Source organism: Bifidobacterium pseudocatenulatum DSM 20438 = JCM 1200 = LMG 10505, from assembly GCF_001025215.1.
Taxonomy (GTDB): Bacteria; Actinomycetota; Actinomycetes; order Actinomycetales; family Bifidobacteriaceae; genus Bifidobacterium; species Bifidobacterium pseudocatenulatum.
The window spans coordinates 1-25,939 of record NZ_AP012330.1; the positions used below are offsets into that span (position 1 = coordinate 1).

Sequence of the window (25,939 nt, forward strand, 5' to 3'; positions counted from 1 at the left end):
GTGGCCGACACGACAACTGACCCTCTCGAGCAGGCTCGGGGAGTCTGGTCCGACGCGCTGGCGTTGTTGCACCAGAATCCGGCGCTGTCCATCCGAGATAAAAGCTGGCTGGAAAACGTTTTTCCCGAAGGCATGTGGGGTCCTACCATTGTCTTATGCGTGCCAAGCGCGGCCGCACAGCAGACGTTGCAGAACGAATTGAACCAGCCCCTGCTGGAAGCCTTGCGGGAAGCCGCCGAACAGGATATTTTCCCCGCATTCAAGATTGTGGAAAAGAAGGAACCGGCCCAACCTGCCGTCGAGGAATACCCCCACTTCTCCCCCGCGCCACATGCGGAGGAAACCACGCAGGGGCAGCTGCCGATTCCGGTTGTCATGCCGCCGGAGCGCCACAACAACTTCCAACGCGGCCAAAACAGGCCTTTGCTGGATCCTAAGACCCATTTGAATAAGAACGCCACGTTCGACACCTTCGTTCCTGGCGATTCCAATCGTTTCGCACGTACCGTCGCGTTGGCCGTCGCGGAAGGTTCCGGTCACGATTTCAACCCGCTTTGTATTTACGGCGGATCAGGATTGGGTAAAACCCACTTGCTGAACGCCATCGGCAATTACGCACTGGTCAAGGATCCCACGCTGAAAGTCCGTTATGTGACCAGTGAGGAATTCACCAACGAATTCATCGAAGCGTTGGGTGACACCAACCAGAATTCCGGTCAAATCAAGGAATTCAACCGTCGCTACCGCGAAGTCGACGTGCTGCTCATCGACGATATTCAATTTCTGAGCGGCAAGGACGCGACGCTTGAACAGTTCTTCCATACATTCAATACCCTGCATCAGGCGAACAAGCGCATTGTGATCGCATCCGATGTGCCTCCGAAGGATCTGCAGGGATTCAACGAACGTTTGATCTCCCGTTTCGAATCCGGCCTGACCGTTGACGTCAAGCCGCCGGATCTGGAGACGCGCATCGCCATTCTGCGCATGATCGCCCACGGCACCAACGTTCAGGACGATGTGCTCAACCTCATCGCGGAGCGGTTCACCGAGAATATTCGCGAGCTGGAAGGCGCGCTGAACCGCGTGACCGCCATGGCATCGCTGAGCGGCCAGCCGGTGACCCGCGCGTTGGCGGAACAGACGTTGCAGGACTTTTTCTCGACCGATGTGGAGATCAAGCCCACCGACATCATCACCCAGGTGGCCAAGTACTTCTACATTACGTTCGATGACATTGTCGGACGTTCACGTACGAAGAAGATCGCGCTGGCGCGTCAGATCGCCATGTATTTGGTGCGTGAGCTCACCAGCATGAGCCTGAACGACATCGGCCAGGTGTTTGGCGGCAAGGACCACACCACGGTGATGCATGCATACACCCGCATCAGCGACGAGATGCAGGAAAAGCAGGAGATCTACAACTACGTGACGGAACTGACCCTGCAGCTCAAGCAGCGTTCCGGCGAAAAATAACGTTTTCTATGCGACTTTGCGCGTTTGCATGTGTTTTCGTGCGTCTCAAAAAAACGATTTTAGGCGTTTTCTGCCTTTCTCAGGCGATTTTCACAAGCCAAGTATGAGTATCAGTAAATTCTTTATCAGCTGTTTTACCGACCATCCTGACACGCCGGCCTGTGGAAGATTTTTATTGAAGTTATCCACATGGTTATACACAAATCAATGATTTCTCGGTGGAAAACCCGTTGGAAACGCCAGAATCGCCGGTGGATGAATTGTGGACTATCCACATGGTTTTGTGGATAACTTTTTCAAAGCGACGAGGCTGTGGATAACCCGATGATTTGTCCACACTTCGTCCAAAAGTTATCCACAAGCAATGAGATGTTGCGAGCCATTGCAAAACGTGGGGTCTGAGCACTTACCCACATTATCCACAGGCCTTATTATGACGAATGTAGGTTGTTATAAGAAATTCATCATCGTCGTCATAAGTGGGGAATTCCCCACGCTTCGTCAAACGCCGACAGTCTCGCTAGAATGACTTATGGACCGAACGAAACGAGGAAACTAGCCATGAAAGTTGAAGTCAATTCCCAAGCGCTGGCAGACGCAGTAGCCTGGACCACTCGCGTGATCGACGCTCGTCCTGCATCCCCCATTTTGGCAGGCATTCGCTTGGAGGCCATCGACGGCACCCTCCAGCTTTCCGCCTTCAATTACGCCATTTCCGCACGCCACCATATCGAAGCAGGCGTTGATGAAAGCGGATCCATTCTGGTGCTCGGCAAGCTGCTGGCAGATATCACCAAGTCGCTTCCCGCCGCGAAAACCTACCTGTCCACTGACGGATCCACACTGACCATCACGTCGGGCAAGTCCACCTTCACCATGCAGCTCATGCCGGATAACGAATATCCGGATCTGCCGGTGGTTCCCGCCAAACTGGGGCAGGTGGACGCCCAAACCTTCGCACAGGCCGTCGCCCAGGCGTCCGTCGCCGTTTCCCGCGAGGAGAACCGTCCGGTACTGACCGGCATTCGTGTGCAGTTCCAAGGCAACAAGGTGATCATGAGCTCCACCGACCGATTCCGCTTGTCGCGTTCGAGCTTCACCTGGACGCCGGAAAACCCGGACATCAACACCACCGCACTCGTGCGCGGCGCACTGTTGCGCGATGTGGCCCGTTCCTTGGACGAGCATCAAAACATCGTCGTGGATTTCGATCCGGAGAATCCGTCGCTGCTGGGCTTTGAGAACGCCGGACGCGTATCCACCTCGCAGCTGATCGACGGCGAATTCCCCGCGGTGGACCGCCTGTACGCTGACGAATACCCGATTCATGCGGTCATCAACAAGCAGGATCTCATCAGCGCCATCAAGCGCGTGTCCCTCGTGGCCGAACGCAACGCTCCGATCCGCATGGCCTTCACCAGCCAGGAACTCACGCTGACCGCAGGCTCGGTGGATGAAGCCCAAGCCAAGGAGATCCTCGACATCGACATGGATGGCGAAGACATCACCGTGGCCTTCAATCCCGCCTACCTGATCGAAGGCCTGAGCGCCATCAGCGAGCCGTTCGTACGCATGAAGATGACCACCGCGGTCAAGCCGGTGGAATTCAACGGCCAGCAGGAATCGAATTCCGAAGAATCCATGGACTACCGCTACCTGCTCGTGCCGATGCGCTTCAACAGCTGAACTAAGCTGACCTACACGAAAACGCGGATACATCGCAAAAAATAGGGCTGAACATGGCTGTTATTGCCAGTTCAGCCCATTTGCATGATTAATTGCGATTATTTACGTAAGAAATTCGCACTATCTCAAGGATCTTGCATGTATATTTCCCGACTGGCACTCGACCACTACCGATCGTGGGAACATTGCGTGCTCGATTTCAAACCGGGAATCAACATTCTGCAAGGTGCCAACGGACTCGGCAAAACCAATATCGTGGAAGCCATCGAAGTGCTTTCCACAGGATCCAGCCATCGCGCGTCATCATCACTGCCATTAATCGAAAAAGGGTGCACGTCGGCCACCATCCGAGCCAACGTGGAAGACGGTGAAACGCAGCACACCTACGAGGCGACCATCGTGGCACGGGGTGCTAACCGAGCGCGCATTGACGGCGGAAAATCTCAATATATGAGGGATCTCATCGGGCGCACGCCCTCCGTCTCCTTTACCCCCGAAGATCAACGTCTGGTAGCAGGGGATCCCGCAACCCGACGCAACTTCATCAACCAGGCCGCGTCTCTGCTGCTCCCCCACTATGCGCAGACCCTGCAACAGTTCACGCACGTGGCGAAACAGCGCACGGCACTGCTCAAACAACTCGGCGACGGCACGAATCTCGACCCGCAATACGGCCAGCAGGCGGTCTTAAGCGGGCTGGAAATCTGGACGGGGCAATTCATCGACCTCGGCATGCAGCTGACGCGGGACCGCAACAACGTGATCTCACGCTTGGAAGAGCCTTTTGCGCGGATCTACGCGTCTTTGGCGGGAGATGACGAACGGGCGGCGCTCGCCTACGAGCCGTCCTTCGACGAAGTGATGCTGTTCGACGATCCGGCCGCGGAGATCAGCCGCCATTTCCAACGCATCTACCCCGGCGAAGTGGCGCGTGGGCAGAATCTGATCGGTCCGCATCGCGACGACCTGACTTTGCTGCTCAACGATATGAACGCACGCGAATTCGCGTCCAACGGTGAGATGTGGACCATGGCTTTGGCGTTGAAAATGGCGCTATATGAGGCGGTTTCCGCACATTTTGAAAGCAAGCCAATCGTGATTCTCGATGATGTGTTCGCACAGCTTGACGAGGCCCGTCGTGGGCAGATCCTCGATTTTGCGATGCGGCAGGACCAGGTGCTGATCACCGTCGCCGCGGCAAGCGATATTCCGCGCATGGATGCTGGGCGCTTTCACGCGGACGCGCATGTGATCGACGTGGCCGCGTTGCGCAGGCAATCGCAAGATGGACAGCATGACGATTTGACGGCGATGATGGCGCAACTTGTCGCGGGACGGGAATCTGCAACGCAATCGTCTGCAGCGCAACAGTCGGTGAATCGACAGGAGCAGCGCTGATGCCGAATCCTCCAATCTGCGAAACATTGCATCTCGACCAACGCAAGTTGCCCGCCGAAGTATTCGAACGTATCAGCCGACGTGCCGGCCGATATAAGGAACGTGAGGAACGTGCGCGGCAGGCGTGGGAGAATTTCGGCAAACCCGGACGCGACCCGCAGACGGTCGGCAATATTTTCAACGTGATCGCAACGCAAGGTTCTTGGACGCCGCATCTGAAAATCGCGCAGATGCAGAATCATTGGGATCAGGTGGTCGGCGTCGAAAACGCGCGCCACTCCTACCCCGTCGACCTGCGCGACGGCATTCTGACGATCCGATGCGACAGCCCCGCATGGACCACCACCTTGACGTACATGATTCCGCTGCTGACCGACACCATTCGCCGTAGGCTCGAGGGGCTGACCATCAACGAGGTGCGCGTCACCGGCCCGCAACAACAGGGATTCAGCCGAGGACGAATGACACGAAGGCCGCGATATTAGCGCGACACCACGTGCTATCAGACGTTCGTTGAAGGCGCTTCGTCGAAGAATTCCCCCTGCGACGCTTCCAAGCGGGCCGTTCGCAACGGTCGAATGTTGTTTTCCGAAAGCGAAAAAACAGGGGTAAACGGCTGGATTTCAAGGATAAATGCCTCTGGCGCTCTGTCCCCCTCCATGAGTAGAATATCAAGCAGTGTATGTAAACGCCTAGAAGGGGCCTTTATTTGCGTTCTAGGTGGTATCACCTGCGTGAATGACCCTCATTGGCGGGAAAAATGCAGGAAGGAATCTCTGTGGCAGACCTTGATGCGGATTCGCTGAACGAATCAGCTGAAAACACGCAGGAAGATCAGATCCAGAACGATCAGCTCGAAGATGCGCAGCTCGATGACACCTTGGCTCCGGAGCATTACGACGCTTCCGATCTGAGGGTTCTGGAAGGCCTTGAGGCGGTGCGAATCCGCCCGGGCATGTACATCGGCTCCACCGGCCCCCGAGGCTTGCACCACCTGGTGTACGAGATCGTCGACAACTCCGTCGATGAGGCGCTGGCAGGCTACGCTTCGCACATCGAAGTGACGATTCTGCCGGACGGCGGCGTGCGCGTGGTGGATGACGGCCGAGGCATTCCGGTCGACGAAGTGCCGGGCGAAGGCGTTTCCGGCGTGGAAACCGTGATGACCAAGCTGCATGCCGGCGGCAAGTTCGGTGGCGGCGGCTATGCGGTTTCCGGCGGTCTGCACGGCGTGGGCATCTCCGTGGTGAACGCGCTGTCGACCCGCGTCAACATCGAAGTGCGCCGACAGGGCTTCCACTGGACCCAGACCTACATCGACCAGAAGCCGACCGCACGTCTTGCCAAGGGCGAGCCGATGGGCGAAGACGAGTCCACCGGCACTTCCGTGACCTTCTGGGCAGACGGCGCGATCTTCGAAACCACCACCTACGATTTCGAGACCCTGCGCAACCGCTTCCAGCAGATGGCGTTCCTCAACAAGGGGCTGAAACTGTCCCTGACCGATTTGCGCGAACCGGATCAGGCCGGAGACGAAGTCGCGGGCGAAAGCGACGACAATGCCGAACCGAAGCATCAGACGGTCACCTACCAATACAACGACGGCATCAAGGATTATGTCGATTACTTGGTGAAGTCCCGCAAGGCAACCCCCGTCGAACCGGACGTGATCGATTTCGAAGCGGAAGACCTGAAAATCGGCATTTCCGCGGAAATCGCCATGCAATGGACCACCGCATACTCCGAAGCGGTGCACACCTTCGCCAACACCATCTCCACCACCGAAGGCGGTACCCACGAAGAAGGCTTCCGCGCCGCGCTGACCTCGCTGGTCAACCGTTACGCCCGCGAGAAGAACATCCTCAAGGACAAGGATGAGAACCTCTCCGGCGACGACGTGCGCGAAGGCCTGACCGCAGTGGTGTCGGTGAAACTCACCACCCCGCAGTTCGAAGGCCAGACCAAGACCAAGCTCGGCAATTCCGAAGCGAAAACCTTCGTACAGCGTGTGATGACCGACAAGCTCGGCGACTGGTTCGATTCGCATCCTAGCGAGGCCAAGAACATCATCCAGAAGGCCATTGAAGCCTCCCGTGCGCGTCTTGCAGCCAAGAAGGCACGTGAGAATACCCGCCGTAAGTCAATCTTCGAATCTGCGGGCATGCCAGACAAACTGAAGGATTGCCAGTCCAACAATCCTGAAGAATGCGAACTGTTCATCGTGGAGGGCGACTCCGCAGGCGGCTCCGCAATTCAGGGACGCAACCCGATCACGCAGGCCATCCTGCCGTTGCGAGGCAAAATCCTTAACACCGAGCGTGCAAGCCTCGACCGCATGATGAAGTCCGAAACCATCGAATCGCTGATCACCGCGGTCGGCGGCGGCTATGGCGAGGATTTCGACCTGAACAAAGTCCGCTACCACAAGGTCATCATCATGGCCGATGCCGATGTGGATGGCGCGCATATCGCAACCCTGAATCTGACGCTGTTCTTCCGCTACATGCGCCCGATGATCACCGCTGGTTACGTGTATGTGGCCATGCCGCCGCTGTACCGACTCAAGTGGACCAAAGGCGCGCACGACTTCGTGTACACCGACGCCGAACGCGACCGCGTGCTCGCCGAAGGCAAGTCCGCCGGCCGTCAGCTGCCGAAGGGCGAAGGCATCCAGCGTTACAAGGGTCTGGGTGAAATGAGCTACCAGGAACTGTGGGAAACCACCATGGATCCTGACCACCGCATTCTGAAGCAGGTGCAGATCGAAGACGCGGCCGCAGCCGACGAAACCTTCTCCATGCTCATGGGAGACGAAGTCGAACCTCGCCGTCTGTTCATCCAGCGCAACGCCCGCAACGTCAGCTGGATCGACGCGTAGGGATTTCAAGGACTTCAGGCAAGGTTTCATAAGGATTTAGAAGGACTTAGAAGTTGGCAGACGAAAACAACAGCAACGAAGACGGCCAGTTCGTGCCTGACGGCTCCATGGAGCCGTTGAGCCCGCAGGAGGCCGACAACACCGATTACGGCCTGATGGTGGGCGAACGCATCCAGAAGAAGGATCTGCAGCAGGAAATGCGCGATTCCTACCTGGCGTACGCCATGTCCGTGATCGTGGACCGTGCGCTCCCGGACGTGCGCGACGGCATGAAGCCGGTGCATCGCCGTGTGATCTACGCGATGTACGACGGCGGCTACCGCCCCGACCGCGGCTACTCCAAGTGCGCCCGCGTGGTCGGCGAAGTGATGGGTAAGTACCATCCGCACGGCGATTCCGCGATCTACGACACGTTGGTGCGTATGGCACAGTCGTGGTCTATGCGCTACACGCTGGTCGACGGCCAGGGCAACTTCGGCTCCCCCGGCGACGATCCGGCCGCGGCAATGCGTTACACCGAATGCCGTATGGCTCCGCTCGCCATGGAAATGGTTCGCGACATCGACAAAGACACCGTCGATTTCCTGCCGAACTACGATGGCAAGACACAGGAGCCGACCGTGCTTCCGGCACGATTCCCGAACCTGTTGTGCAACGGTTCGTCCGGTATCGCCGTCGGTATGGCCACCAACATTCCTCCGCACAACATGCGCGAGGTGGCCGAAGGCGTGCATTGGGCGCTCGACCACCCGGACGCAAGCCGCGAAGAGCTGCTCGAAAACCTGATCCGCATCATCAAGGGACCGGACTTCCCTACTGGCGCAACGATTCTCGGACATAAGGGCATCGAACAGGCCTACCGTACCGGCCGTGGTCTGATCACCATGCGCGCGGTGGTGAACACCGAAGAGATCAAGGGTCGCATGTGCCTCGTGATCACCGAGCTGCCGTACCAGGTGAACCCTGACCGACTGGTCGTCTCCATCCGCGAAGCGGTGCGCGACGGCAAGATCCAGGGCATCGCCGACATGCGCGACGAAACCTCCGGTCGTACCGGTCAGCGTCTCGTGCTCGTGCTCAAGCGCGACGCCGTGCCGAAGGTCGTGCTCAACAACCTGTACAAGCACTCCCAGCTGCAGCAGACCTTCGGCGCCAACATGCTGGCGCTGGTCGACGGTGTGCCGCGCACGCTGTCTTTGGATGCCTTCATCCGCCATTGGGTGGGCCACCAGCTGGAAGTCATCGCACGCCGTACCGCATACCTCAAGCGTGAGGCGGAGGAACGCGACCACATTCTGCAGGGCTATCTGAAGGCCCTCGACATGATCGACGAGGTCATCGCGCTCATTCGTGCTTCCGAATCCGCGGAAACCGCGCGCACGGGCCTTATGGACCTGCTGGACGTGGATGAAGTGCAGGCCGACGCCATTCTGGCCATGCAGCTGCGCCGACTGGCCGCATTGGAACGTCAGAAGATCCTCGACGAGCACAACGAACTGATGCGTCGCATCGCCGACTACAACGACATTCTCGCCAAGCCAGAGCGCCAGCGCAAGATCGTGGGCGACGAGCTTGACGAAATCGTGTCCAAGTATGGCGACGAACGTCGAACCAAGATCCTGCCGTACTCCGGCGAAATGAACGTCGAAGATCTGATCGCGGAAGAAAACGTGGTCGTAACCGTTACACACTCCGGTTTCATCAAGCGTACCAAGGCCGACGAATACCGTGCGCAGCATCGCGGCGGCAAGGGCATCAAGGGCGCCAAGCTGCGCGAGGACGACGTGGTGGACCACTTCTTCCTCACCAGCACGCACAACTGGCTGCTGTTCTTCACCAACAAGGGACGCGTGTACCGCCTGAAGGCGTACGAGCTGCCGGAGGGATCGCGCGATTCCAAGGGACAGCATGTGGCCAACCTGCTGCAGTTCGGGCCGGACGAGACGATCCAGACCGTGCTGTCGATTCCGAACTACGAAGTGGCCAAGTATCTGGTGCTCGCCACCCGTTCCGGCAAGGTCAAGAAGACCGCGCTCGCCGAATACGATTCCCCGCGTCAGGGCGGCCTGATCGCAGTGCGCCTTATGACCGGCGAGAACGGCGAGAACGCCGACGAGCTGATCGGTGCCGCACTGTGCAACGCCGAGGATGACATCATTCTTGTGTCGAAGCTGGGCATGAGCCTGAAGTTCCAGGCCAACGACGAGCAGCTGCGCCCGATGGGCCGTCAGACCGCAGGCGTGCAGGGCATGAAGTTCCGCGAAGGCGACGAGCTGCTGGCCATGGACGTGGTCTGGGGCGATTCCGACAAGGATCTGTTCGTGGTCACCAACGAGGGCTTCGCCAAGCGCACCGCCATCAGCGAATACCGTTTGCAAGGCCGTAACGGCTTTGGCGTCAAGGCCGTGCAGCTCGCCGAAGGCCGTGGCTCCCTCGTGGGCGCGGTGATCGTTGAGGAAGATGACCAGATCATGGCCATCATGAAGTCCGGCAAGGTCATCCGTTCCAACGTCGACGAGGTCAAGCGCACCGGCCGCACCACCCAAGGTGTGACGTTCGCCAAGCCGGACAAGAACGACGAGATCATCTCCATCGCACGCAACGAGGAGAAGGATGACGAATCCGCGGAATCTGGCGAATCTGTGGAAAAAACGGAATCCGCGGAACATGGGACGAACGCAACCGTGAACGAGGGTGCTTCGGCATCGTCTGAAGCCGCTACTGAAGCCAACGCTGGCAACGGCGATGGCGAGAATGTAGAGGCATGAAGACAAGACAGGCAATCGTCTGCGAAAACTGGTAGCCTCAGCTAAGAACTGGGCACAATCTTGCAAGGAGCAACGATGAGCGAGAACATCGAAGGACAGCAAATGCCGGAGGTTGGGCAGGCACCGCGCGTGGCACGTTCCGCTTCCAGCCAGCCGCTGATTGGTGCGGATCAGGTTCAGGCGCACGAGGGTGCCTCCTCCGCTTCCGGCGGTGTGAAGGTCCGTGAGAAGCGTCGCGGCGGCGCTCCGCGTGCACGCCGTATGAGCCTGTCTCTGACGCGTATCGATGCATGGTCGGCCGCCAAGGTGGCGTTCATGCTTTCCATCGCGGGAGGCATCATTCAGATTGTCGCGGTGGCTTTGCTGTGGGGCATGCTGAACGTGGTCGGCGTGTTCGACCAAGTTACGCAGATTGTGTCTTCCACTGGCTTGGACGCTGGCGGATTCGACCTGACCAACGTGTTCTCGTTGGGCACTGTGCTGAGCGCCGTCACCATCTTCTCCATTGTGGAAGTGGTGCTGATCACCGTGCTCGTGGTGATTTTCACGCTGCTGTACAACGTGGTGAGCACCCTCGTCGGTGGCATCCACGTCACGCTTGGAGATGATTAATAGCGCAGTGCGCTATTAATGGCAGCGAGCGGCGATAGCGTCCGCGAGCGTCGCATGCAATGCTGAAATAGCGCAGTGCGCCGTCAGTAGCGGCGATAGCAAACTCAAACGCAACAAGACGGTCTGTGTCGTGATTCCCATCACGACACAGACCGTCTTCGTATTTTCTAGACCAGTCTGTCTCTTACCGTACGCCAAACCCTATCTGCCTCTCCCCTGCCTGCAATCTGCCCATATCTGCCCTATATATGGCAGATTTTGCCTTCCGACCTGTACCATCTCGCTTATATATGGCAGGTCAACTTGCGAAAAAGCCAGTTCGGGGGTATATTTTGGGTCATTTTTCCTACCAAATCTGCCATATATAAGCGAGATAGCGGAGCTGCGCGAGAGGAAGTTGCGGTTATAGCTGAAACTATTGCGATTTTTAGAGATAGTTTCAGTTATAACCGGAACTATCGTGATTTTGAGTGATTGTTTCAAATGTAACTGCAACTAGATTGGGTGCGCTGAAGTACGTGTTGAAATACGAAAAGAGGGCCTGTCTGGAATGAAACCAGACAGGCCCTCAATGTATTTCGATGAGCCAGCCGTATTGGCTAGATTGGCTAAAACGGCTAGATCAGAGCACGCCCTGGGCGACCATGGCGTTGGCGACCTTCACGAAGCCGGCAGCGTTGGCGCCGAGCATCAGATCACCCTCGTGGCCGTATTCCTTGGCGGCTTCCAGAGAGTTGGCGACGATGTTCTCCATGATGGACTTGAGCTTGCCGTCAACCTCTTCAAAAGTCCAGGAAAGGCGGTAGGAGTTCTGGCTCATCTCAAGGCCGGAAACCGCCACGCCACCCGCGTTCGCGGCCTTGGCGGGGCCATAGAGCACGTTGTTGGCCTGGTAGACGGCGATTGCCTCCGGAGTGGAAGGCATGTTGGCGCCTTCGCACACCACGGTGCAGCCGTTGGCGACGAGAGCCTTGGCGGATTCCTCGTCGATCTCGTTCTGGGTGGCGCACGGCAGGGCGATATCGCACGGAACGGTCCACACGCCCTTGCAGCCCTCGTGATATTCGGAGCCCGGCACACGCTCGGCGTATTCCTTGATGCGGCCGCGGTGGCCCAGCTTGATGTCCTTGACCACGTCGAGCTGAATGCCGTTCGGATCGTAGATGTAGCCGTTGGAATCGGAGGCGGTCACAACCTTCGCGCCGAGGGCCTGAGCCTTCTCGGTGGCGAAGATGGCCACGTTGCCGGAGCCGGAGATGACCACGGTCTTGCCTTCGAAGGAATCGTTGCGCAGCACGCGCATTGCCTCGGCGGTGTAATAGCACAGGCCGTAACCGGTGGCTTCGGTACGAGCCAGGGAGCCGCCGAATTCGAGGCCCTTGCCGGTCAGCACGCCGGAATACTCGTCGCGGATGCGCTTGTACTGGCCGAACAGGTAGCCGATCTCGCGGCCGCCCACGTTGATATCACCGGCCGGGACGTCGGTGAACTGGCCGATGTGACGGCACAGTTCCGTCATGAAGGCCTGGCAGAAACGCATGACTTCGGCGTCGGACTTGCCCTTCGGGTCGAAGTCGGATCCGCCCTTGCCGCCGCCCATCGGCAGGCTGGTCAGGGAGTTCTTCAGGATCTGCTCGAAGCCGAGGAACTTGATGACGCCCTCGTTCACGCTCGGGTGGAAGCGCAGACCGCCCTTGTACGGGCCGATCGCGGAGTTGAACTGGATGCGGTAACCGCGGTTGACCTGCACCTTGCCCTCATCGTCGGTCCATGCGACGCGGAACTTCACCACGCGCTCCGGCTCGACGATGCGCTCAAGCACGCCCGCCTTCTCATATTCCGGATGCTTCGCAACCACCGGCTCGAGGCTTTCGAAAACCTCGCGAACGGCCTGCAGGAACTCCGGCTGGTCGCCGTCGCGCTTCTCGACCTGCGCGTACACGCGCTTGACGTACTCGTCAGTGAGCATATTCTTCCCCTTCGGGATAGTTGGGTTACCAATAGACGGTCTCATTCTATGTGCACGAATATGGACGGCACAAGACCTTGTTCAGGATTTGGAGACGCTTTTTGCGAGTGCTGGTTCTGAACCTGCTTCTTTTTACGGGATTGCCGTGCCTTGTGTTGCCTATAGGATGGAAATGCGGAAAGCGTGGGAGAGAGTACGTCCGCAATAACATCTCACGATCTCACATAATGGGAGAATCATCATGATTGAAGGATTTAAGAAATTCATTGCACGCGGCAACATGATCGACATGGCGGTCGGTGTCGTCATGGGCGGTGCCGTCACCACAGTGGTTAACTCTATTGTCAACAATGTGATTAATCCGTTCATCGCCATGATTTTCGGCAAACCGAATATGGATGGTCTGCTGGCAATCACATTCAATAATGCGACGGTTTCGTTCGGCGCGGTACTTGGCGCGATATTGAATTTCCTGATTATCGCGGCGGCCGTGTATTTCTGCATTCTCGTGCCGATCAACAAATTCCGTGACGTGACCGAGGCGTTGCTCGCCAAAACCAAGCTTGCGGAAGAACGGAGCAAAGCCGAGGAGGAAGCTGCCAAAGAGCCGGAAATCTCCACCGAAGAGCAGACGATCCTGCTGTTGCAGCAAATCCGCGACGAACTTGCCAGGCAGAATGCACGGAATACACAGAACGTGCCGAACGATTCCGACACTGTTGCCGGTGCAGTCGCAGTGCGGTAGTCATCGCAAGCGATCGTAATAATCAATAATTCAAGGACGTTTCAAGCGGTGACGCAAGCCCCGCCTGAGACGGCCTTTTGCAATGGTCTTTCAGCGGGGTGATTCTTCCATGCGCTGGAATAATACGGACTCTGGAAGGTGCCTCAGCGGGTCATATGTTCCAGTGACTGGAGGGATCTGGACTGTGAGGTGCCTGGCTGCGTCTAGTTTTCTCCAGTGACTGGAGGTTTTGGGATGCTGGGAGGCTTGTTGGTGGGAGGATTCCTCCACTCGGTGGAGGTTTTTGGACTGTGAGGTGCCTGGCTGCGTCCGGTTTTCTCCAGTGACTGGAGGAATTGGGATGCTGGTTTGGATTTCGGATTTGGGTATGAAAAAAGGGTTTCCGGAAATCACTGGAAACCCTATCTGTGGAGCTAAGGGGATTCGAACCCCTGACCCTCTCCATGCCATGGAGATGCGCTACCAGCTGCGCCATAGCCCCGTGGAGCTAGCCGGGTTCGAACCGGCGACCCTCTGCTTGCAAAGCAGATGCGCTACCAGCTGCGCTATAGCCCCATAGTTGAAAAAAAGCGGCCGCGCCGCTCTTAATCACCGTGGGCCCGGGAGGACTTGAACCTCCGACCTCATCCTTATCAGGGATGCGCTCTAACCACCTGAGCTACGGGCCCGTTCCTGCTGCACTGTTAAGCACAACGAATTGAAATAATACGCGAATTTCAGAGAAAGTCAATACAAGGTGTGTCTTCGGCGTGTCGTGACATAATGCAGACATGCCGAACAATCATCGTAGCCAGCGTAACAATAGTGGGAGAGCCAGCAGGGGAGTGCGCAACCGTAATCGCACGCTATCCGAAGAAACCACGCAAATCGCTGGAATGACGGTGACCATCGTGCGTAAAGCCATCAAAAACATGTACCTGCGCATCAAACCGCCGAACGCGCAAATCGTCATCTCCGCACCTTCTCGCATGTCGCAAGCGGCAATCGCACGATTTGTGACGGAACGCAAACCATGGATCGAACGTGCGCGACGCACCATGCTGCAAGCCAAGGATGAACAGATCCGTCAAAGCGATTTCAATGGTTTGGACCGTGTGAATGGTTCGCATGGTCCGGATAATCTGAATGGCCTGGAAAATTCGGGCGGCGTGGGCGATCGAAACAATCCAGGCGATCCCAATAGCTTGAATAATCCGCGCGTTTTCGTGTGGAACGACGCGGCGAAGGAACGGGCCGTATGGGCCATCAATGCGCAACTGCCGGTGCTGCTTGCGAAATGGTCGCCGATTATCGGGCGGAAGCCGACGCATGTCACGTTACGCATCATGACGTCGCGATGGGGGTCATGCACGCCGAAAACCGGCCGCATCCGACTCAACCTGCAACTTGGTCTTATGGATCCCAGATTCCTGGAATACGTGCTTGTGCACGAAATGACGCACCTGTGGGAAAACGGGCACGGAGAGGACTTTCAGCGGCGTATGAGCGCATATTTGCCGCAATGGAGGCAATTGCGGCGGGAGCTGAACCGTCATGTTGTGTTGTGATGCTCGCGATGCTGTTGCGTTCGCTGTCACGCTGCCATGCTGCGATGAGCTTGCGTAGGGCGATGTTGTTGCGTTGCCTGTGATGTTGAAATACTTGCGATATCACGCCACTGCCGTCACATTGCGCGGATTGCAATGACTAGCCACGGCTTACGCACGTTTGATAACGACGTATAGGTGATTCGTATAGCTTTTTGTTCATAAGATGTACAGAACGCTTAACATCCGCGATTTGCAAGCCTACAATCGTGACGACTGAAACGTTTGCGTGCAAACAGTCCACGCAGAAAGATCGAATAAGTGAGGGAGGGGTCGATTGTGGCTGTATTGAGAAAAGTCGGCATTATCGGCATCGGACACGTGGGCGCGCATGTCGCAAATGCCGTGCTTTCCGCAGGACTGGCCGAAGAACTGAAGCTGTGCGACATCAACGAGCAAAAAGTAGTCAGCGAATGTCAGGATTTAAGTGACACGTTGGGTTTCTATCCGCATAACTGCGTGATCGGCAACTACGGCACGCAATACGAGCAGCTAGCCGACTGCGACGTGGTAATCAACGCTGCCGGCGACGTGAAAACCAGCGCCAAAGATCGTGACGGCGAACTGTTCGTCACCACCGACATTGCACGCACCTGGATCTCCCGACTGTTCAATGCAGGCTTCCACGGTGTGATCATCACCATCTCAAATCCGTGCGATGTGGTCGCAACCGAAATCTGGCACATCACCGGCTACGATCCGCGCAAAATAATCGGCACCGGAACCGCGTTGGATTCCGCACGACTGCGCAACGCCATCGCGAAACGCGTCAACGTGGATCAGAAATCAATCGGCGCATACATGCTGGGGGAGCATGGCAATTCGCAGTTCGCCTATTGGTCGAACGTGAACATCGCAGGCAAGCCGCTTGATCAACTCGCACAAGACGATCCGCAACGATTCGCCCTCGACAAGGACGAAACCGAGCAGGACGCCCGTCGAGGCGGATACCGCGTGTACGCCGGCAAAGAGTGCACGGAATACGCTATTGCAGCCACTGCGGCACGCCTTACGCAGGCTGTGCTCTGCGATGAACACTATGCGACCGCCTGCTCCACGCTGCTTACCGGCGAACAAGGCGAAAGCGGCAATTACGCCAGCCTGCCGTGCATCATCGGAGCGAACGGCGTTGAAGAAGTCCTCAGTCCCACACTCACCGAAAGCGAACAGGCCAAATTCCATGCGTCCTGCGAGCATATCCGCGCCAATATCGCGCAGCTTGCATGGTGGAACGACGAATGCCATCCCATGCTGCGCGGCTGAATCTGCAATAACTCAGCGGATTTAATAACAGAGCAGACTTGCGATTACTGATGTTGATTGTGTAAAAAATCAGCATTTACATAATCGCAAGTCTGTTTTATTTTCATTTTATTTTCGTTTTATTTTTGATTATTTCGTAGCTTTCGCAGCATCGACGTCAACAGTATGCTTGCGGATTTCCAACGTTTCGATACGACGGCCGTCCACTTGCGTGACGGTCATGTCATAACCGTCGTCGGAAGGCAGCACGTCGCCGATTTCGCCCATCTTTCCAGTATGCGCCAGGAAATAGCCGGCAACCGTCTCGTACGGACCGTCTTCCAGCTCAATACCGGTCAAATCGGCGAAATCCTCAATCGTCATGCCGCCTTCGATCGTGGCGACGCCATTGACGAACGTGGTACGTTCCGTGCGTTCGCCGCCTTTCTCTTCCGGCAGATCATATTCGTCGCGAATATCGCCGACCAGTTCCTCCGTCATATCTTCCAACGTGACGATGCCGTCGGTACCGCCATATTCGTCGATGACCACCGCCAGATGAATGCCGCGCTTACGTAGCAGCTCAAGGCTTGGCAGCAGTTTCGACGTGCCCGGCAGCGAAATGCCCTCGCGCGTCACGTCGGCAACCGTCTTCGCCTCGGGATCGCGAATGTCAAGCAGGTCGCGCACATGCACGAAACCAAGCACATCGTCGAAATCCTTGCCGGTCACCGGATAGCGGGAATACGGCATTTCTCTCACATATGCGGCCGCCTTCTCAATCGGCATATCGCCATCCAAAAAAACCACGTCGGCACGCGGGCGCATCACTTCGGCCACAATCGTTTCGGACGCGTCGAACACGTCGTCGAGAATCGTGCGTTCGTCCTTGCTCAAGTTCGTATTGGTGTTGACGAGTACGCGCAGCTCTTCGTCGGACACTTCGCTGTCGGTTTCGTTCGGGTCGAAACCAAGCAAGCGCACGATAATGTTCGTGTTCTTGCCGATCAGCCAAATAATCGGCTTGCACACCTTCGCAAACACATGAATCGCAGGTACCACGGCACGCGCGATCTGCTCGTTGCGTTGCATGGCGATACGCTTCGGCACCAACTCCGAAATCACGATCGAACAGTACGAAATGATCAACGTCAGCACAATGGTGGTCAGGGGAGCGGCCACACTCGTCGGCACGCCCCAACTTTCAACGATCGGCACAATATAAGGCGAAATCGACGATTCGCCGAACGATGCGGAAAGGAAACCGCTCAACGTCACGCCGATCTGCACGGTCGACAAAAACGTGTTCGGATCTCGCGCGATCTGTGCGACGCGCTTGCCGCGGGCATCCTCCTGTTCCATCTGGTCGATCTGCGATCCACGCAGGCTGACCAACGCCAGTTCGGTGCCGGCGAACACCGATCCGAGCAACAGAAAAACGAAAATCAGGAGAATGTTCAAACCTAGAGACATGGTTCCACTCTATCGGGGCGGTATGTCAAAGTGTCTGTATCTCCTGATTTTCTTGGATTTTCTCAATTATTCTTAGATTGCTTAGCTTCGGATTGTTCTTTTTTGGATCTCTGTTTTGCAAATCTCCGTTTTCCGAATTGTAATCCGTTTCAGAAGCTAAGAACCTCGACTTTGCCGGAGTCCAGCTGGTACCTTGCGCCGACGATCATGAGTTTGTCGGATGCCAGCGCCTGCTGGATCGCTTCGGATTGTTCCACCAAGAGTTCGATGGTGCGCGCGATGTGCACGCGTTCGAAATCCTCGCTGGATTCCAATTCCGACTCGTGCGCCTGCCAGATTGAGAAACCGACGGTGCGCATCATGAGCGAATCCGAAGCGCAGATGCGTTCGTCGATGTCGGCAATGCTGTCGGCGGCCATCAGCGAATCCTCGGCATCGGCGGTCAGTTTGTGCAGTAACGCCTCGTAATCCTTGGAAGCTTGCTTGATCGCACCGCAATTCTGGTGGCCGAGCACCACCAGCAAACGTACGCCGAGCACGGTCACCGCGTATTCTAGGGACGCAATCACGGCTTCGTCGATGATTTGACCGGCCGTGCGAACCGTGAACAGGTCGCCAAGACCGGAATCGAAAATAATATCCGGGCTTACTCGCGCGTCGGAGCAGCTCAGTATGGCCGCTTCCGGTGCGTGTGTGTCCACAAGTGCCTCGCGTGCTTCAGCGCCACGATTCGGATGTTCCGGTTTGCCCTCCGCAAACCTGCGATTACCTGCCAGCATGCGGCTCCAAACGCCGCTTGCCGTGCCTTCGACCTCGTCTTGGTCTACAAACAGTTCGTCTGCCATTGACTCCACCCCTCATTGTTCAGGCTAGCCAACATCATACGTTTTGGTCTGACCGTTCGCTGGGAAATAGAGCGATATCTCGCTTATGTATGGCAGATTTCGTGTTCTGTCCGGTGATATTTCGCTTATGTATGACAGTCCCAAAGGTGAAAAACCGGAAAGATGTACCCCCGAAGTGGGTTTTTCGCATGATGGCCTGCCATATATAAGCGAGAAGGCTCATGACAAGGCTCCGATTCTGCCATATATAAGGCAGATATAGGTATGAAAAAGGGTCCCCGATCGGCAGTGCGAACGGGGACCCTGAAAGAAACTGGCTACAATCAGCCGGTGTTCTGCAAGCCTGCTGCGACACCCGACACGGTGCACAGGATCAGGTAGGTGTTACTGCAGTCTGCAGAAGATGAAAAGAATAAGAGCTAAAACAAGAAAGGCGGCACCGCTTATTCTCATTAAGGATGTGTATAGATTGCTCGGATCTCCTTTTTGAGTCCAGAGGAAATTGCTTATTTTCCAGAGTTGCCTTGGAGAAATAAGCATACATAATCCTAGCAGGGCAAGTGCTGTGAGATATATGTACTGCACTGTTCTCCTTATTTTAGGTAGTCGGAGATGCAAGGGTATGGTCCTTGTTTATTTATTCCGTTGCTTGAATCTTTGAAGAAATCGATACTCTCAAATGTAATCCCTTTATATTGCTTCACGGTAATTACTTTAAAATGAAGGTTAATTCTGTCTTCTTTCTTGTACTTGTTGGTGATATTTCCATTAAATTTCCATTCAATATATTCGTTGTCTAATAAAAAGAAGAGTGATGTATTGTTTTCATTGGGATTGAATTGAATTTTATCTATGATATCTTCAAAAATAATATCATCTCCTGTATTGTAGTCGCGAAGATAATCGACTGATATACCACTTTTTTCGTCATAAAATTGATTGTTAAGTTGTTTGATGTCAAGGGTTGGGGCTTTTGTTGTTCTTGGTTGATCTGGGTTGGCGTTGTATCGGAACGTGGTGCCATCGTTAGCCAGGTAGTCGATTAGATTGGTATTTGGGACGTCGATGATCGTTGGAAGACTTCTTCCATTGCCGTAATATTGGCGGTAATAACACTGCCAATTTTTCCCGCTGTCATCTTCGGTGAAACGAGCGTCCCATGTTCCGGTGCCATCGCTGCTTGATCTGGTGTATGAGACATACTGGTTTGTCCCTACTGTTTTATTGATAACCCTTTTGCCTGAGGTTGTGGACAAGGCTAGAACTATATTGGCTCCAAAATCGACGGGGTTAGCTCTATGCGCGTGCATTTCGAAACTGGTCACACGGCTGGAGACTTGAGGGCGCATATAGAATTCGCCCCCATTGGTGCCATTGTTGAAAACAATGGAAGGTGAAACCATATAGGTGGAATATTGATCATTTGAACTTTGCCCATCGAGATTGACTACCCGGTCGATGACGTTATTGGCGACAATCCATCCAACCTGCCACCAATTTACAGCAAAGGCTGGAGTGGTCATAACTGTGCATAGGCAAACTGAGATAATTGTGGAGAATAAAAAAACTCTTCTGGATTTCATAATTTCCTCCATGTGAAAATTTAATCTCAATCGACAATGATTAAGATATTAAGAGTATTCTAATGGAAAATGAGTAGGGGTGCACTCTAGGGTGTGATTTTCTAGTGAAAATAGCAAAGGTTCTCTCTCGTGGAAGTTGCAAACGAGGGCTTCGCTATGTGTCTGTGTTTCAGGAGTCATGCAGTTGTTACTGAATCATGAGTGGATTGAGGATAAGTATGCTAGTGCTGCATGTTAGGCGCTGAACAAAAACCTTCGAGTGCGGCGTCTTCCGTCAACAACACAACTCGTTCAGAAATACACCCAATATGGTCAAACAGTAAGACAGCGCTATGATGCGAACAATCTTCTTCCAAGACAGTTTGTCATGAAGGAAAGCCGTAACCAAAAGGGTTGTCATTGGGGTTATAAGCAGGACGAGGAAGAAATAGAGAAATGTGGACTAGGCTCAATCTGCCGAGAATATAAGTCTGACCGAACCAGTTGTATAAGCCCACGATGGCTGTCGGTGTCGCGGCGTGGGTAAACGCGGACAGGCACCGGGTTACGTCGGATGATTGGGGGTCTGTCGCTCGGCCTGCGTGCCTGTTTTGTGCGCTGTCGCCGGCCAGGCTAGGGCCGCGCGACGCGAGCGGGGAGGCCCGCGCCGTTTATCGGCACGGAACCTCCCCGCTCGCATCATTCAGGCGGTCAGCCGAAGATCAGCCCGTGTTCTGCAGGCCTGCTGCGACACCGGACACGGTGCACAGGATCAGGTAGGTGTAGTTCTCCTTCTGTCCGTGCGTGAGCTCTTCCTTGTCCACGCGCTTGCGTAGCGAGCCGAGGGCGAGCACCTGAGTGGCGGACAGCGCATCCACGTACGGCGAGCGGATGCGGATGGCCTGGCCGAGCACGTGGCGGTGCTGCAGAGGCCACTTGTCGCCTACGATCTCGAGCACCCACTTGCGGGTGAGCTCCATCTCGTCGAGGACCTTCTTGTTGAGGTCTTCACGGTCTCCGAGGGCAAGGTACATCTTGGCGATGCGCTCGTCAGTCTTGGCCAGCGACATTTCGATGTTGTCGATGAACGTGGAGAACAGAGGCCATTCCTCATACGCTTGACGCAAGGTGTTCAAATCGCCGAACTGTTCGCACGCGGTGCCCAGGCCGTACCATGCGGCCAGATTGATGCGTGCCTGCGCCCAGGAGAAGATCCACGGAATGGTACGCAGATCGTCGAGGGACTTGGCTCCAAGGCCACGTTTGGCCGGACGGGAGCCGATCGGCAGCAGGCCGATTTCGGTCAGCGGCGTGACGGTGGAGAACCACGGTGCGAAGCCGTCGGTGTTCAGCAGGTCGAGGAAGCGGTTATGCGCGGCCTCGTCGAGCTTGTTGGCCATGTCGGCGTACTTGGCGGTCATGTCCGTATTGCGCTTCTCCACGCTTGGAGCGGACTGCAGCAGCGTTGCAGCCGCAACGGACTCGACGTGGCGGATGGCCAGTGCCGGGTTGCCGTAGCGTGCGAAGATGACCTCGCCCTGCTCAGTGAGCTTGAAGCGGCACTTTACGGAGCCGACCGGCTGTGCGAGTACGGCACGGTTAGCCGGGCCGCCGCCGCGGCCGACGGCACCACCGCGGCCATGGAACAGGGTCAGATCGATGTCATGCGATTCCGCCCACTTGGCGATGCGTTCCTGTGCGGAATGCAGGGCCAGGGTTGCGGAGGTCGGGCCAGCGTCCTTCGAGGAGTCGGAGTAGCCGAGCATGACTTCCATCTTGCCGCCGGTGGCCTTCAGACGAGCCTGGACCTCCGGAATCTTGATCATTTCCTCGAGTACGTCTACCGAGTTCTGCAGATCCTCAAGCTGTTCGAACAGCGGGATCACGTCGATGGTTGGAACATCCTTGGGATGGGAGAACGCCAGACGGTTCAGCTCGTACACGTCCCTGATGTTTTGGGCGCTCTTGGTGAAGGAGATGATGTAACGACGGGCGGCCTTGATGCCGTTGCGCTTCTGGATGGAACCAAGGGCGCGGAAGGTGTCGAGCACCTCGTGGGTCATCGGCTGCAGTTCGCCACGCTCACCGTGCAGACCATGTTCGCGGATATCCTCCAGCGCTCGGGAATGCACGACGGAGTGCTGGCGGAACTCCATCTCGACCATATGGAAGCCAAAGGTCTCTGCCTGCCAGATGAGGTCCTGCAGCGGGCCGTAGGCGGAACGTTTGGCGTTGGCTTCGGCGAGGGAGCGCTGCACGACCTTCAGGTCGGCGATGTAATCCTCGCAGGAGTGGTACATGAGATCAGCATCGCGGTCGATGGTGGCCTTCAGACGATCGGCCATGACCAGCATGACGGCACGGTGCAGCTCCTTGGTGGAGATCAGTGCGGCCTTGTCGGTCAGGCGCTCGCTCATTTCCTTCTGATGGTTCCACAGGCTCTTGAGCTCGGCACTCGGCGGAGTGGTCTCAGCTTCCATCGTCAGGTTCTTGCCAACGCGGCGGGTCTCGATTTGCAACGCGCCCAGCACGTGGTCGCTGAACTTGCGGGCTACCTGACGGCTCACCTTGGCGGTGACATTCGGGTTGCCGTCACGGTCGGAGCCGATCCAGCTTCCCGGGTGGAAGAACGCCGGGCATACCGGCGGCACGAGGCCAGCCTTATCTCCGAGGATCCAATCGTCGAAACGACGGTACACCTGTGGAATGGTATAGAACAACGTATTGTCGAAAATATCGAGAATGGTTTCAGATTCCTCAACCGGAGTCGGCTTCTTCAGTGCGATCGGAGAGGTGCGGAACAGCGCGTCAATCTCGTTGAAGAGTCGACGGGAGTTTTCCTTCTTGTCTGAACCGCCAAGCAGCTTGTGCGTTGCGAGCAGCTGGGAGATGCGACGGATTTTGCCTTCCACGGCTTTGCGGCGGGCTTCAGTCGGATGCGCGGTGAACACCGGATGGAACTCGAGCTGGTCGAGCAGTTCCTTGGCTTTGGCCGGACCCATTTCGTTAATGAGCTGGTGGTAGGCGCAGGTCATTTCGTTCACTGGGTCGACGGCTTGGGTGTCATCTACGGCGGCCTCACGGCTGTGCAGCACGGAGACACGGTAGTTCTCCTCGCATAGGTTGGCCAGATGGAAGTAGGTGGTGAAGGCGCGGGCCAGCAGTTGTGCCTCATGCACATCCGTTTTATCGATGATGTCGACGACCTTCTGCAGGTCATCCTGATTCGGATTCGTATCCGTCAGAATGCCGGAGAAGCGTTCGGCGCTAGCGTTCAGTGCGTGTTCGCGCACTTCATCGAACTTGGCCAGCAGCTTTTCATCGAATTCGCCGAGCACCTCGCGAAGAATCTGCAAACACAGATCCATTTCCTCTTTGAGGGAAGCGGGAAGATCGCGCTCCTCGGGGCCTTTGGTGCCGGTGCCGGACGAGACGATAGCTGCGTCGGCAGGCGTGATCTGTTCGTTTTCTATTGTCATCAGACCTCCTTCTCCAAACCATCGGGTTGCCCGGTCTGTCGGTCCTTCGCGGCACCTCCGCGATTGTTTTGGCCGTCTGTTGCGAGCCCACAGCCCTAAGTTCGGTCGGTAATGCACGACCATTGTATGCGCGGCAAATCGACAGTTTGGTTACGGAAATACCGAAAATGTCCGCATCGTGGTCCAGTGGTGTCCACAAGGTGAAATCGACGGAAATTTCGAAAATCCTCCGACCAGCCCACACGTTAGACCTGAACTTGTGAGCGCACAATACGAACATGAACATGAGACGAATTTCGATAGCGCGGAAAAAAGCGCTTCGGCCGTCAGCAAATTCCATACACACTCCATTCCGCTCGATATGGAAGATATCGAACGGGATTGGGACAAGCCGGTCGCTGAAGCGGGAATCGCAGCAAAAGCCAGCGTGATCGTACGCGTCGGCATGCTCGATCTCGGCGCGGGCACCGGAAGCTTCCGCGTACGCGAAATGATGCACCGCATCGCCTATCCGCTGGGCGTGCACGTGCGCGCCGACGTGAACCTCACCGACATCGAAGCCTCCTGCACCGACGGCAAAGACCGTATCACCGAAGTCGTCGACCTGCCAACCACCGGCGTCAACACGGAACGCATTTGGCTGCTCGAACACTTCGCTGACTGGTTCAACGTGAACCTCGGCAAAGGATCGATGTACCACAGCCAATCCGACGTGTCCGAAGGACTTATGCAGCATCTCGACAAGCGTGATGCGTCGCAGGTGTCGGCTGACCTGTCGAAGCGTCTTCGCGAACGTCAGAAAGCCGAACAGAATCAGGAGGGATCTGACGATCCCGTGCTCGACGCGCTTGAAATGGTGACGGAACGCGCCGAAGTGACCGATACCACCGCGCAGCCGTTGCACTTGCGTGACATCGAAGCGGCAAGCGAGCAGCATAATCGCGGTGAACGTGAAGCCGAACGTGAAACCAAGCGTGAAACTGCCGGTACGGCCAACGTTACGTCAAGCGAATCGACCACGAAAAAAGCGCGCAAAAATCGCAATCACAAGCCGCCAAAAGGTCAATACGCCGAACATTTCGACCACGTCGGAAAAGAAGCGGACCAATCGCAAGGCATCACCGTTCGCCAAGCCCACGAACGACTCGACATGATCGAACGACGCAAACCCCTGTATTCGCCGGCGTTCGCGGGATTCGCCTCGGCCTGCGCCTGCGCATCCTTCGTGTTCCTGCTTGGTGGCGGTCCCTTCGATATGATCGGCGCGTTCATCGGCGCGGGACTTGGTCACTGGCTGCGCCGCCGCCTGTTCGCCCACCATCTCAACCAGTTCTTCGTGACGTTCGTATGCGTGGCCGTCGCGGCACTCGCCTGCACGGGCACCCTGCGATTGATTGGTATTTTCGAGCCCGTCGCATTGCAGCATGATACGGCTTACATCGGTGCCATGCTGTTTGTGATTCCTGGATTCCCGCTGATTACGGGTGGACTTGATATGGCGAAAATTGATTTTCCGTCAGGTATTCAGCGCGTTGCGTACGTGTTGTGCATTATTTTGATGGCGACGCTCGCAGGCTGGATGGTCGCTTCGATCGTGCATTTGAATCCGGAAGGATTCGAGCCGTTGGGACTCAATCCGGTTGTCAATTGCCTGTTGCGTTTCGTGTTCGCATTCATCGGCGTCTGGGGCTTCTCCACCATGTTCAACTCGCCGCAGCGCATGTGCCTTGTCGCCGCCACCATTGGCGCCATTACTGACACCTTGCGTTTGGAAATCGTTGACATGGGCGTTCCCGCCGAAGCCGGCGCATTCATCGGCGCACTGCTCGCAGGCCTGCTTGCCTCCGCATGGCGTTCTGCGGTTCATCGCAGCTGGCTCGCTCCGCATCTCGGCTACCCGCGCATCTGCCTGACCGTGCCGTCCATCGTGATCATGGTTCCCGGTTTGTACATGTATCAAGCCATGTTCCACCTCGGCCAATTCGACACCTTGAACGCCCTCGACTGGGCTTTCCGCGCGTTCATGGTGATTATCTGTCTGCCGATCGGCCTAGCCATGGCTCGCGTTATCACCGATAAGTCTTGGAGATACGATATTTGATCCGTTTCGGCATTTGGGCGCGTAAATGAGATAAATGCGATTGTCGCAATGTTCGACCGGTACATTGGGACAATCGCATATTTTTTCAGAAGAGATTCGAAAGAAATTCGTTTCGACAG

General features: G+C 56.2%; 17 protein-coding genes and 3 tRNA genes. 11 read left to right on the plus strand and 9 right to left on the minus strand.

The window, feature by feature from the left end:
- The 7 genes from dnaA to BBPC_RS00035 all read left to right on the plus strand — a co-directional run bounded on the left by dnaA (position 1) and on the right by BBPC_RS00035 (position 10,818).
- A complete protein-coding gene (gene dnaA, locus BBPC_RS00005; protein ID WP_033524155.1) occupies positions 1-1,476 on the plus strand; it encodes a chromosomal replication initiator protein DnaA in 1,476 nt (491 codons plus the stop codon).
- Positions 1,477-2,037: 561 nt separating this feature from the next.
- Complete coding sequence (dnaN, locus tag BBPC_RS00010; RefSeq protein ID WP_022244988.1) at positions 2,038-3,162, plus strand: DNA polymerase III subunit beta; 1,125 nt, start codon at positions 2,038-2,040, stop codon at positions 3,160-3,162.
- Between the two features lie 138 nt (positions 3,163-3,300).
- A complete protein-coding gene (gene recF, locus BBPC_RS00015; protein WP_004222769.1) occupies positions 3,301-4,560 on the plus strand; it encodes a DNA replication/repair protein RecF in 1,260 nt (419 codons plus the stop codon).
- The gene (locus tag BBPC_RS00020; protein WP_004222771.1) at positions 4,560-5,045 is read left to right on the plus strand and encodes a DUF721 domain-containing protein; all 486 of its coding nucleotides are present in this window, start codon (positions 4,560-4,562) and stop codon (positions 5,043-5,045) included. Before recF ends, BBPC_RS00020 begins: the two co-directional genes overlap by 1 nt.
- Before the next feature lie 275 nt (positions 5,046-5,320).
- Complete coding sequence (gene gyrB, locus BBPC_RS00025) at positions 5,321-7,438, plus strand: DNA topoisomerase (ATP-hydrolyzing) subunit B (protein ID WP_004222776.1); 2,118 nt, start codon at positions 5,321-5,323, stop codon at positions 7,436-7,438.
- A 53-nt stretch (positions 7,439-7,491) separates the two neighbouring features.
- Positions 7,492-10,206 (plus strand): DNA gyrase subunit A, encoded by a 2,715-nt coding sequence (gene gyrA, locus BBPC_RS00030; protein WP_004222778.1) that lies wholly within the window; start codon positions 7,492-7,494, stop codon positions 10,204-10,206.
- Between the two features lie 75 nt (positions 10,207-10,281).
- Positions 10,282-10,818, plus strand: a complete 537-nt coding sequence (locus tag BBPC_RS00035) for a DUF3566 domain-containing protein (protein ID WP_004222781.1) — start codon at positions 10,282-10,284, stop codon at positions 10,816-10,818.
- A gap of 622 nt (positions 10,819-11,440) precedes the next feature.
- Here BBPC_RS00035 and gdhA read toward each other — a convergent pair.
- Positions 11,441-12,787, minus strand: a complete 1,347-nt coding sequence (gene gdhA, locus BBPC_RS00040) for an NADP-specific glutamate dehydrogenase (RefSeq protein WP_022244722.1) — start codon at positions 12,785-12,787, stop codon at positions 11,441-11,443.
- A 241-nt stretch (positions 12,788-13,028) separates the two neighbouring features.
- Here gdhA and BBPC_RS00045 point away from each other — a divergent pair, with 241 nt between their 5' ends.
- Entirely contained in the window at positions 13,029-13,532 is a 504-nt protein-coding gene (locus BBPC_RS00045) for an MscL family protein (RefSeq protein ID WP_004222786.1), read from the plus strand.
- A 408-nt stretch (positions 13,533-13,940) separates the two neighbouring features.
- Here BBPC_RS00045 and BBPC_RS00050 read toward each other — a convergent pair.
- The 3 genes from BBPC_RS00050 to BBPC_RS00060 all read right to left on the minus strand — a co-directional run bounded on the left by BBPC_RS00050 (position 13,941) and on the right by BBPC_RS00060 (position 14,200).
- Positions 13,941-14,013, minus strand: a tRNA-Ala gene (locus BBPC_RS00050).
- A gap of 1 nt (position 14,014) precedes the next feature.
- Positions 14,015-14,087 (minus strand) — tRNA-Ala (locus BBPC_RS00055).
- Positions 14,088-14,126: 39 nt separating this feature from the next.
- A tRNA-Ile gene (locus BBPC_RS00060) sits at positions 14,127-14,200 on the minus strand.
- A gap of 102 nt (positions 14,201-14,302) precedes the next feature.
- Here BBPC_RS00060 and BBPC_RS00065 point away from each other — a divergent pair.
- Positions 14,303-15,079 carry a M48 family metallopeptidase gene (locus tag BBPC_RS00065; protein ID WP_407921909.1) on the plus strand — a complete coding sequence of 259 codons (777 nt, stop codon included), beginning with the start codon at positions 14,303-14,305 and terminating at the stop codon, positions 15,077-15,079.
- A gap of 318 nt (positions 15,080-15,397) precedes the next feature.
- Positions 15,398-16,381 (plus strand): L-lactate dehydrogenase, encoded by a 984-nt coding sequence (locus BBPC_RS00070; RefSeq protein WP_033524156.1) that lies wholly within the window; start codon positions 15,398-15,400, stop codon positions 16,379-16,381.
- Positions 16,382-16,510: 129 nt separating this feature from the next.
- Here the strand turns inward: BBPC_RS00070 and BBPC_RS00075 are convergent, their stop codons facing one another.
- The 5 genes from BBPC_RS00075 to BBPC_RS00095 form a co-directional block, all read right to left on the minus strand.
- Positions 16,511-17,833 (minus strand): hemolysin family protein, encoded by a 1,323-nt coding sequence (locus tag BBPC_RS00075; protein WP_004222793.1) that lies wholly within the window; start codon positions 17,831-17,833, stop codon positions 16,511-16,513.
- Between the two features lie 149 nt (positions 17,834-17,982).
- Positions 17,983-18,678 (minus strand): carbonic anhydrase, encoded by a 696-nt coding sequence (locus BBPC_RS00080; protein WP_004222795.1) that lies wholly within the window; start codon positions 18,676-18,678, stop codon positions 17,983-17,985.
- Positions 18,679-19,062: 384 nt separating this feature from the next.
- Positions 19,063-19,218, minus strand: a complete 156-nt coding sequence (locus tag BBPC_RS10240) for a hypothetical protein (protein ID WP_407921912.1) — start codon at positions 19,216-19,218, stop codon at positions 19,063-19,065.
- 53 nt (positions 19,219-19,271) lie between these two features.
- Positions 19,272-20,201 carry a hypothetical protein gene (locus tag BBPC_RS00090; protein ID WP_004222806.1) on the minus strand — a complete coding sequence of 310 codons (930 nt, stop codon included), beginning with the start codon at positions 20,199-20,201 and terminating at the stop codon, positions 19,272-19,274.
- Between the two features lie 761 nt (positions 20,202-20,962).
- The gene (locus tag BBPC_RS00095; RefSeq protein WP_004222809.1) at positions 20,963-23,719 is read right to left on the minus strand and encodes a phosphoenolpyruvate carboxylase; all 2,757 of its coding nucleotides are present in this window, start codon (positions 23,717-23,719) and stop codon (positions 20,963-20,965) included.
- A gap of 361 nt (positions 23,720-24,080) precedes the next feature.
- On the opposite strand from BBPC_RS00095, the gene BBPC_RS00100 reads away from it, so the two are divergent.
- On the plus strand, positions 24,081-25,820 hold the full coding sequence (locus BBPC_RS00100) for a threonine/serine exporter family protein (RefSeq protein WP_226555244.1): 1,740 nt from the start codon (positions 24,081-24,083) through the stop codon (positions 25,818-25,820).
- The last annotated feature ends 119 nt before the right edge of the window (positions 25,821-25,939 follow it).

Excerpts from the sequence above, each read along its gene's own strand:
- dnaN (WP_022244988.1), top strand. The coding sequence starts at position 2,038 with ATGAAAGTTGAAGTCAATTCCCAAGCGCTGGCAGACGCAGTAGCCTGG.
- recF (WP_004222769.1), top strand. The coding sequence starts at position 3,301 with ATGTATATTTCCCGACTGGCACTCGACCACTACCGATCGTGGGAACAT.
- BBPC_RS00020 (WP_004222771.1), top strand. The coding sequence starts at position 4,560 with ATGCCGAATCCTCCAATCTGCGAAACATTGCATCTCGACCAACGCAAG.
- gyrB (WP_004222776.1), top strand. The coding sequence starts at position 5,321 with ATGCAGGAAGGAATCTCTGTGGCAGACCTTGATGCGGATTCGCTGAAC.
- BBPC_RS00035 (WP_004222781.1), top strand. The coding sequence starts at position 10,282 with ATGAGCGAGAACATCGAAGGACAGCAAATGCCGGAGGTTGGGCAGGCA.
- gdhA (WP_022244722.1), bottom strand. The coding sequence starts at position 12,787 with ATGCTCACTGACGAGTACGTCAAGCGCGTGTACGCGCAGGTCGAGAAG.
- BBPC_RS00045 (WP_004222786.1), top strand. The coding sequence starts at position 13,029 with ATGATTGAAGGATTTAAGAAATTCATTGCACGCGGCAACATGATCGAC.
- BBPC_RS00065 (WP_407921909.1), top strand. The coding sequence starts at position 14,303 with ATGCCGAACAATCATCGTAGCCAGCGTAACAATAGTGGGAGAGCCAGC.
- BBPC_RS00075 (WP_004222793.1), bottom strand. The coding sequence starts at position 17,833 with ATGTCTCTAGGTTTGAACATTCTCCTGATTTTCGTTTTTCTGTTGCTC.
- BBPC_RS00080 (WP_004222795.1), bottom strand. The coding sequence starts at position 18,678 with ATGGCAGACGAACTGTTTGTAGACCAAGACGAGGTCGAAGGCACGGCA.
- BBPC_RS10240 (WP_407921912.1), bottom strand. The coding sequence starts at position 19,218 with ATGCTTATTTCTCCAAGGCAACTCTGGAAAATAAGCAATTTCCTCTGG.
- BBPC_RS00090 (WP_004222806.1), bottom strand. The coding sequence starts at position 20,201 with ATGACCACTCCAGCCTTTGCTGTAAATTGGTGGCAGGTTGGATGGATT.
- BBPC_RS00095 (WP_004222809.1), bottom strand. The coding sequence starts at position 23,719 with ATGACAATAGAAAACGAACAGATCACGCCTGCCGACGCAGCTATCGTC.
- BBPC_RS00100 (WP_226555244.1), top strand. The coding sequence starts at position 24,081 with ATGGAAGATATCGAACGGGATTGGGACAAGCCGGTCGCTGAAGCGGGA.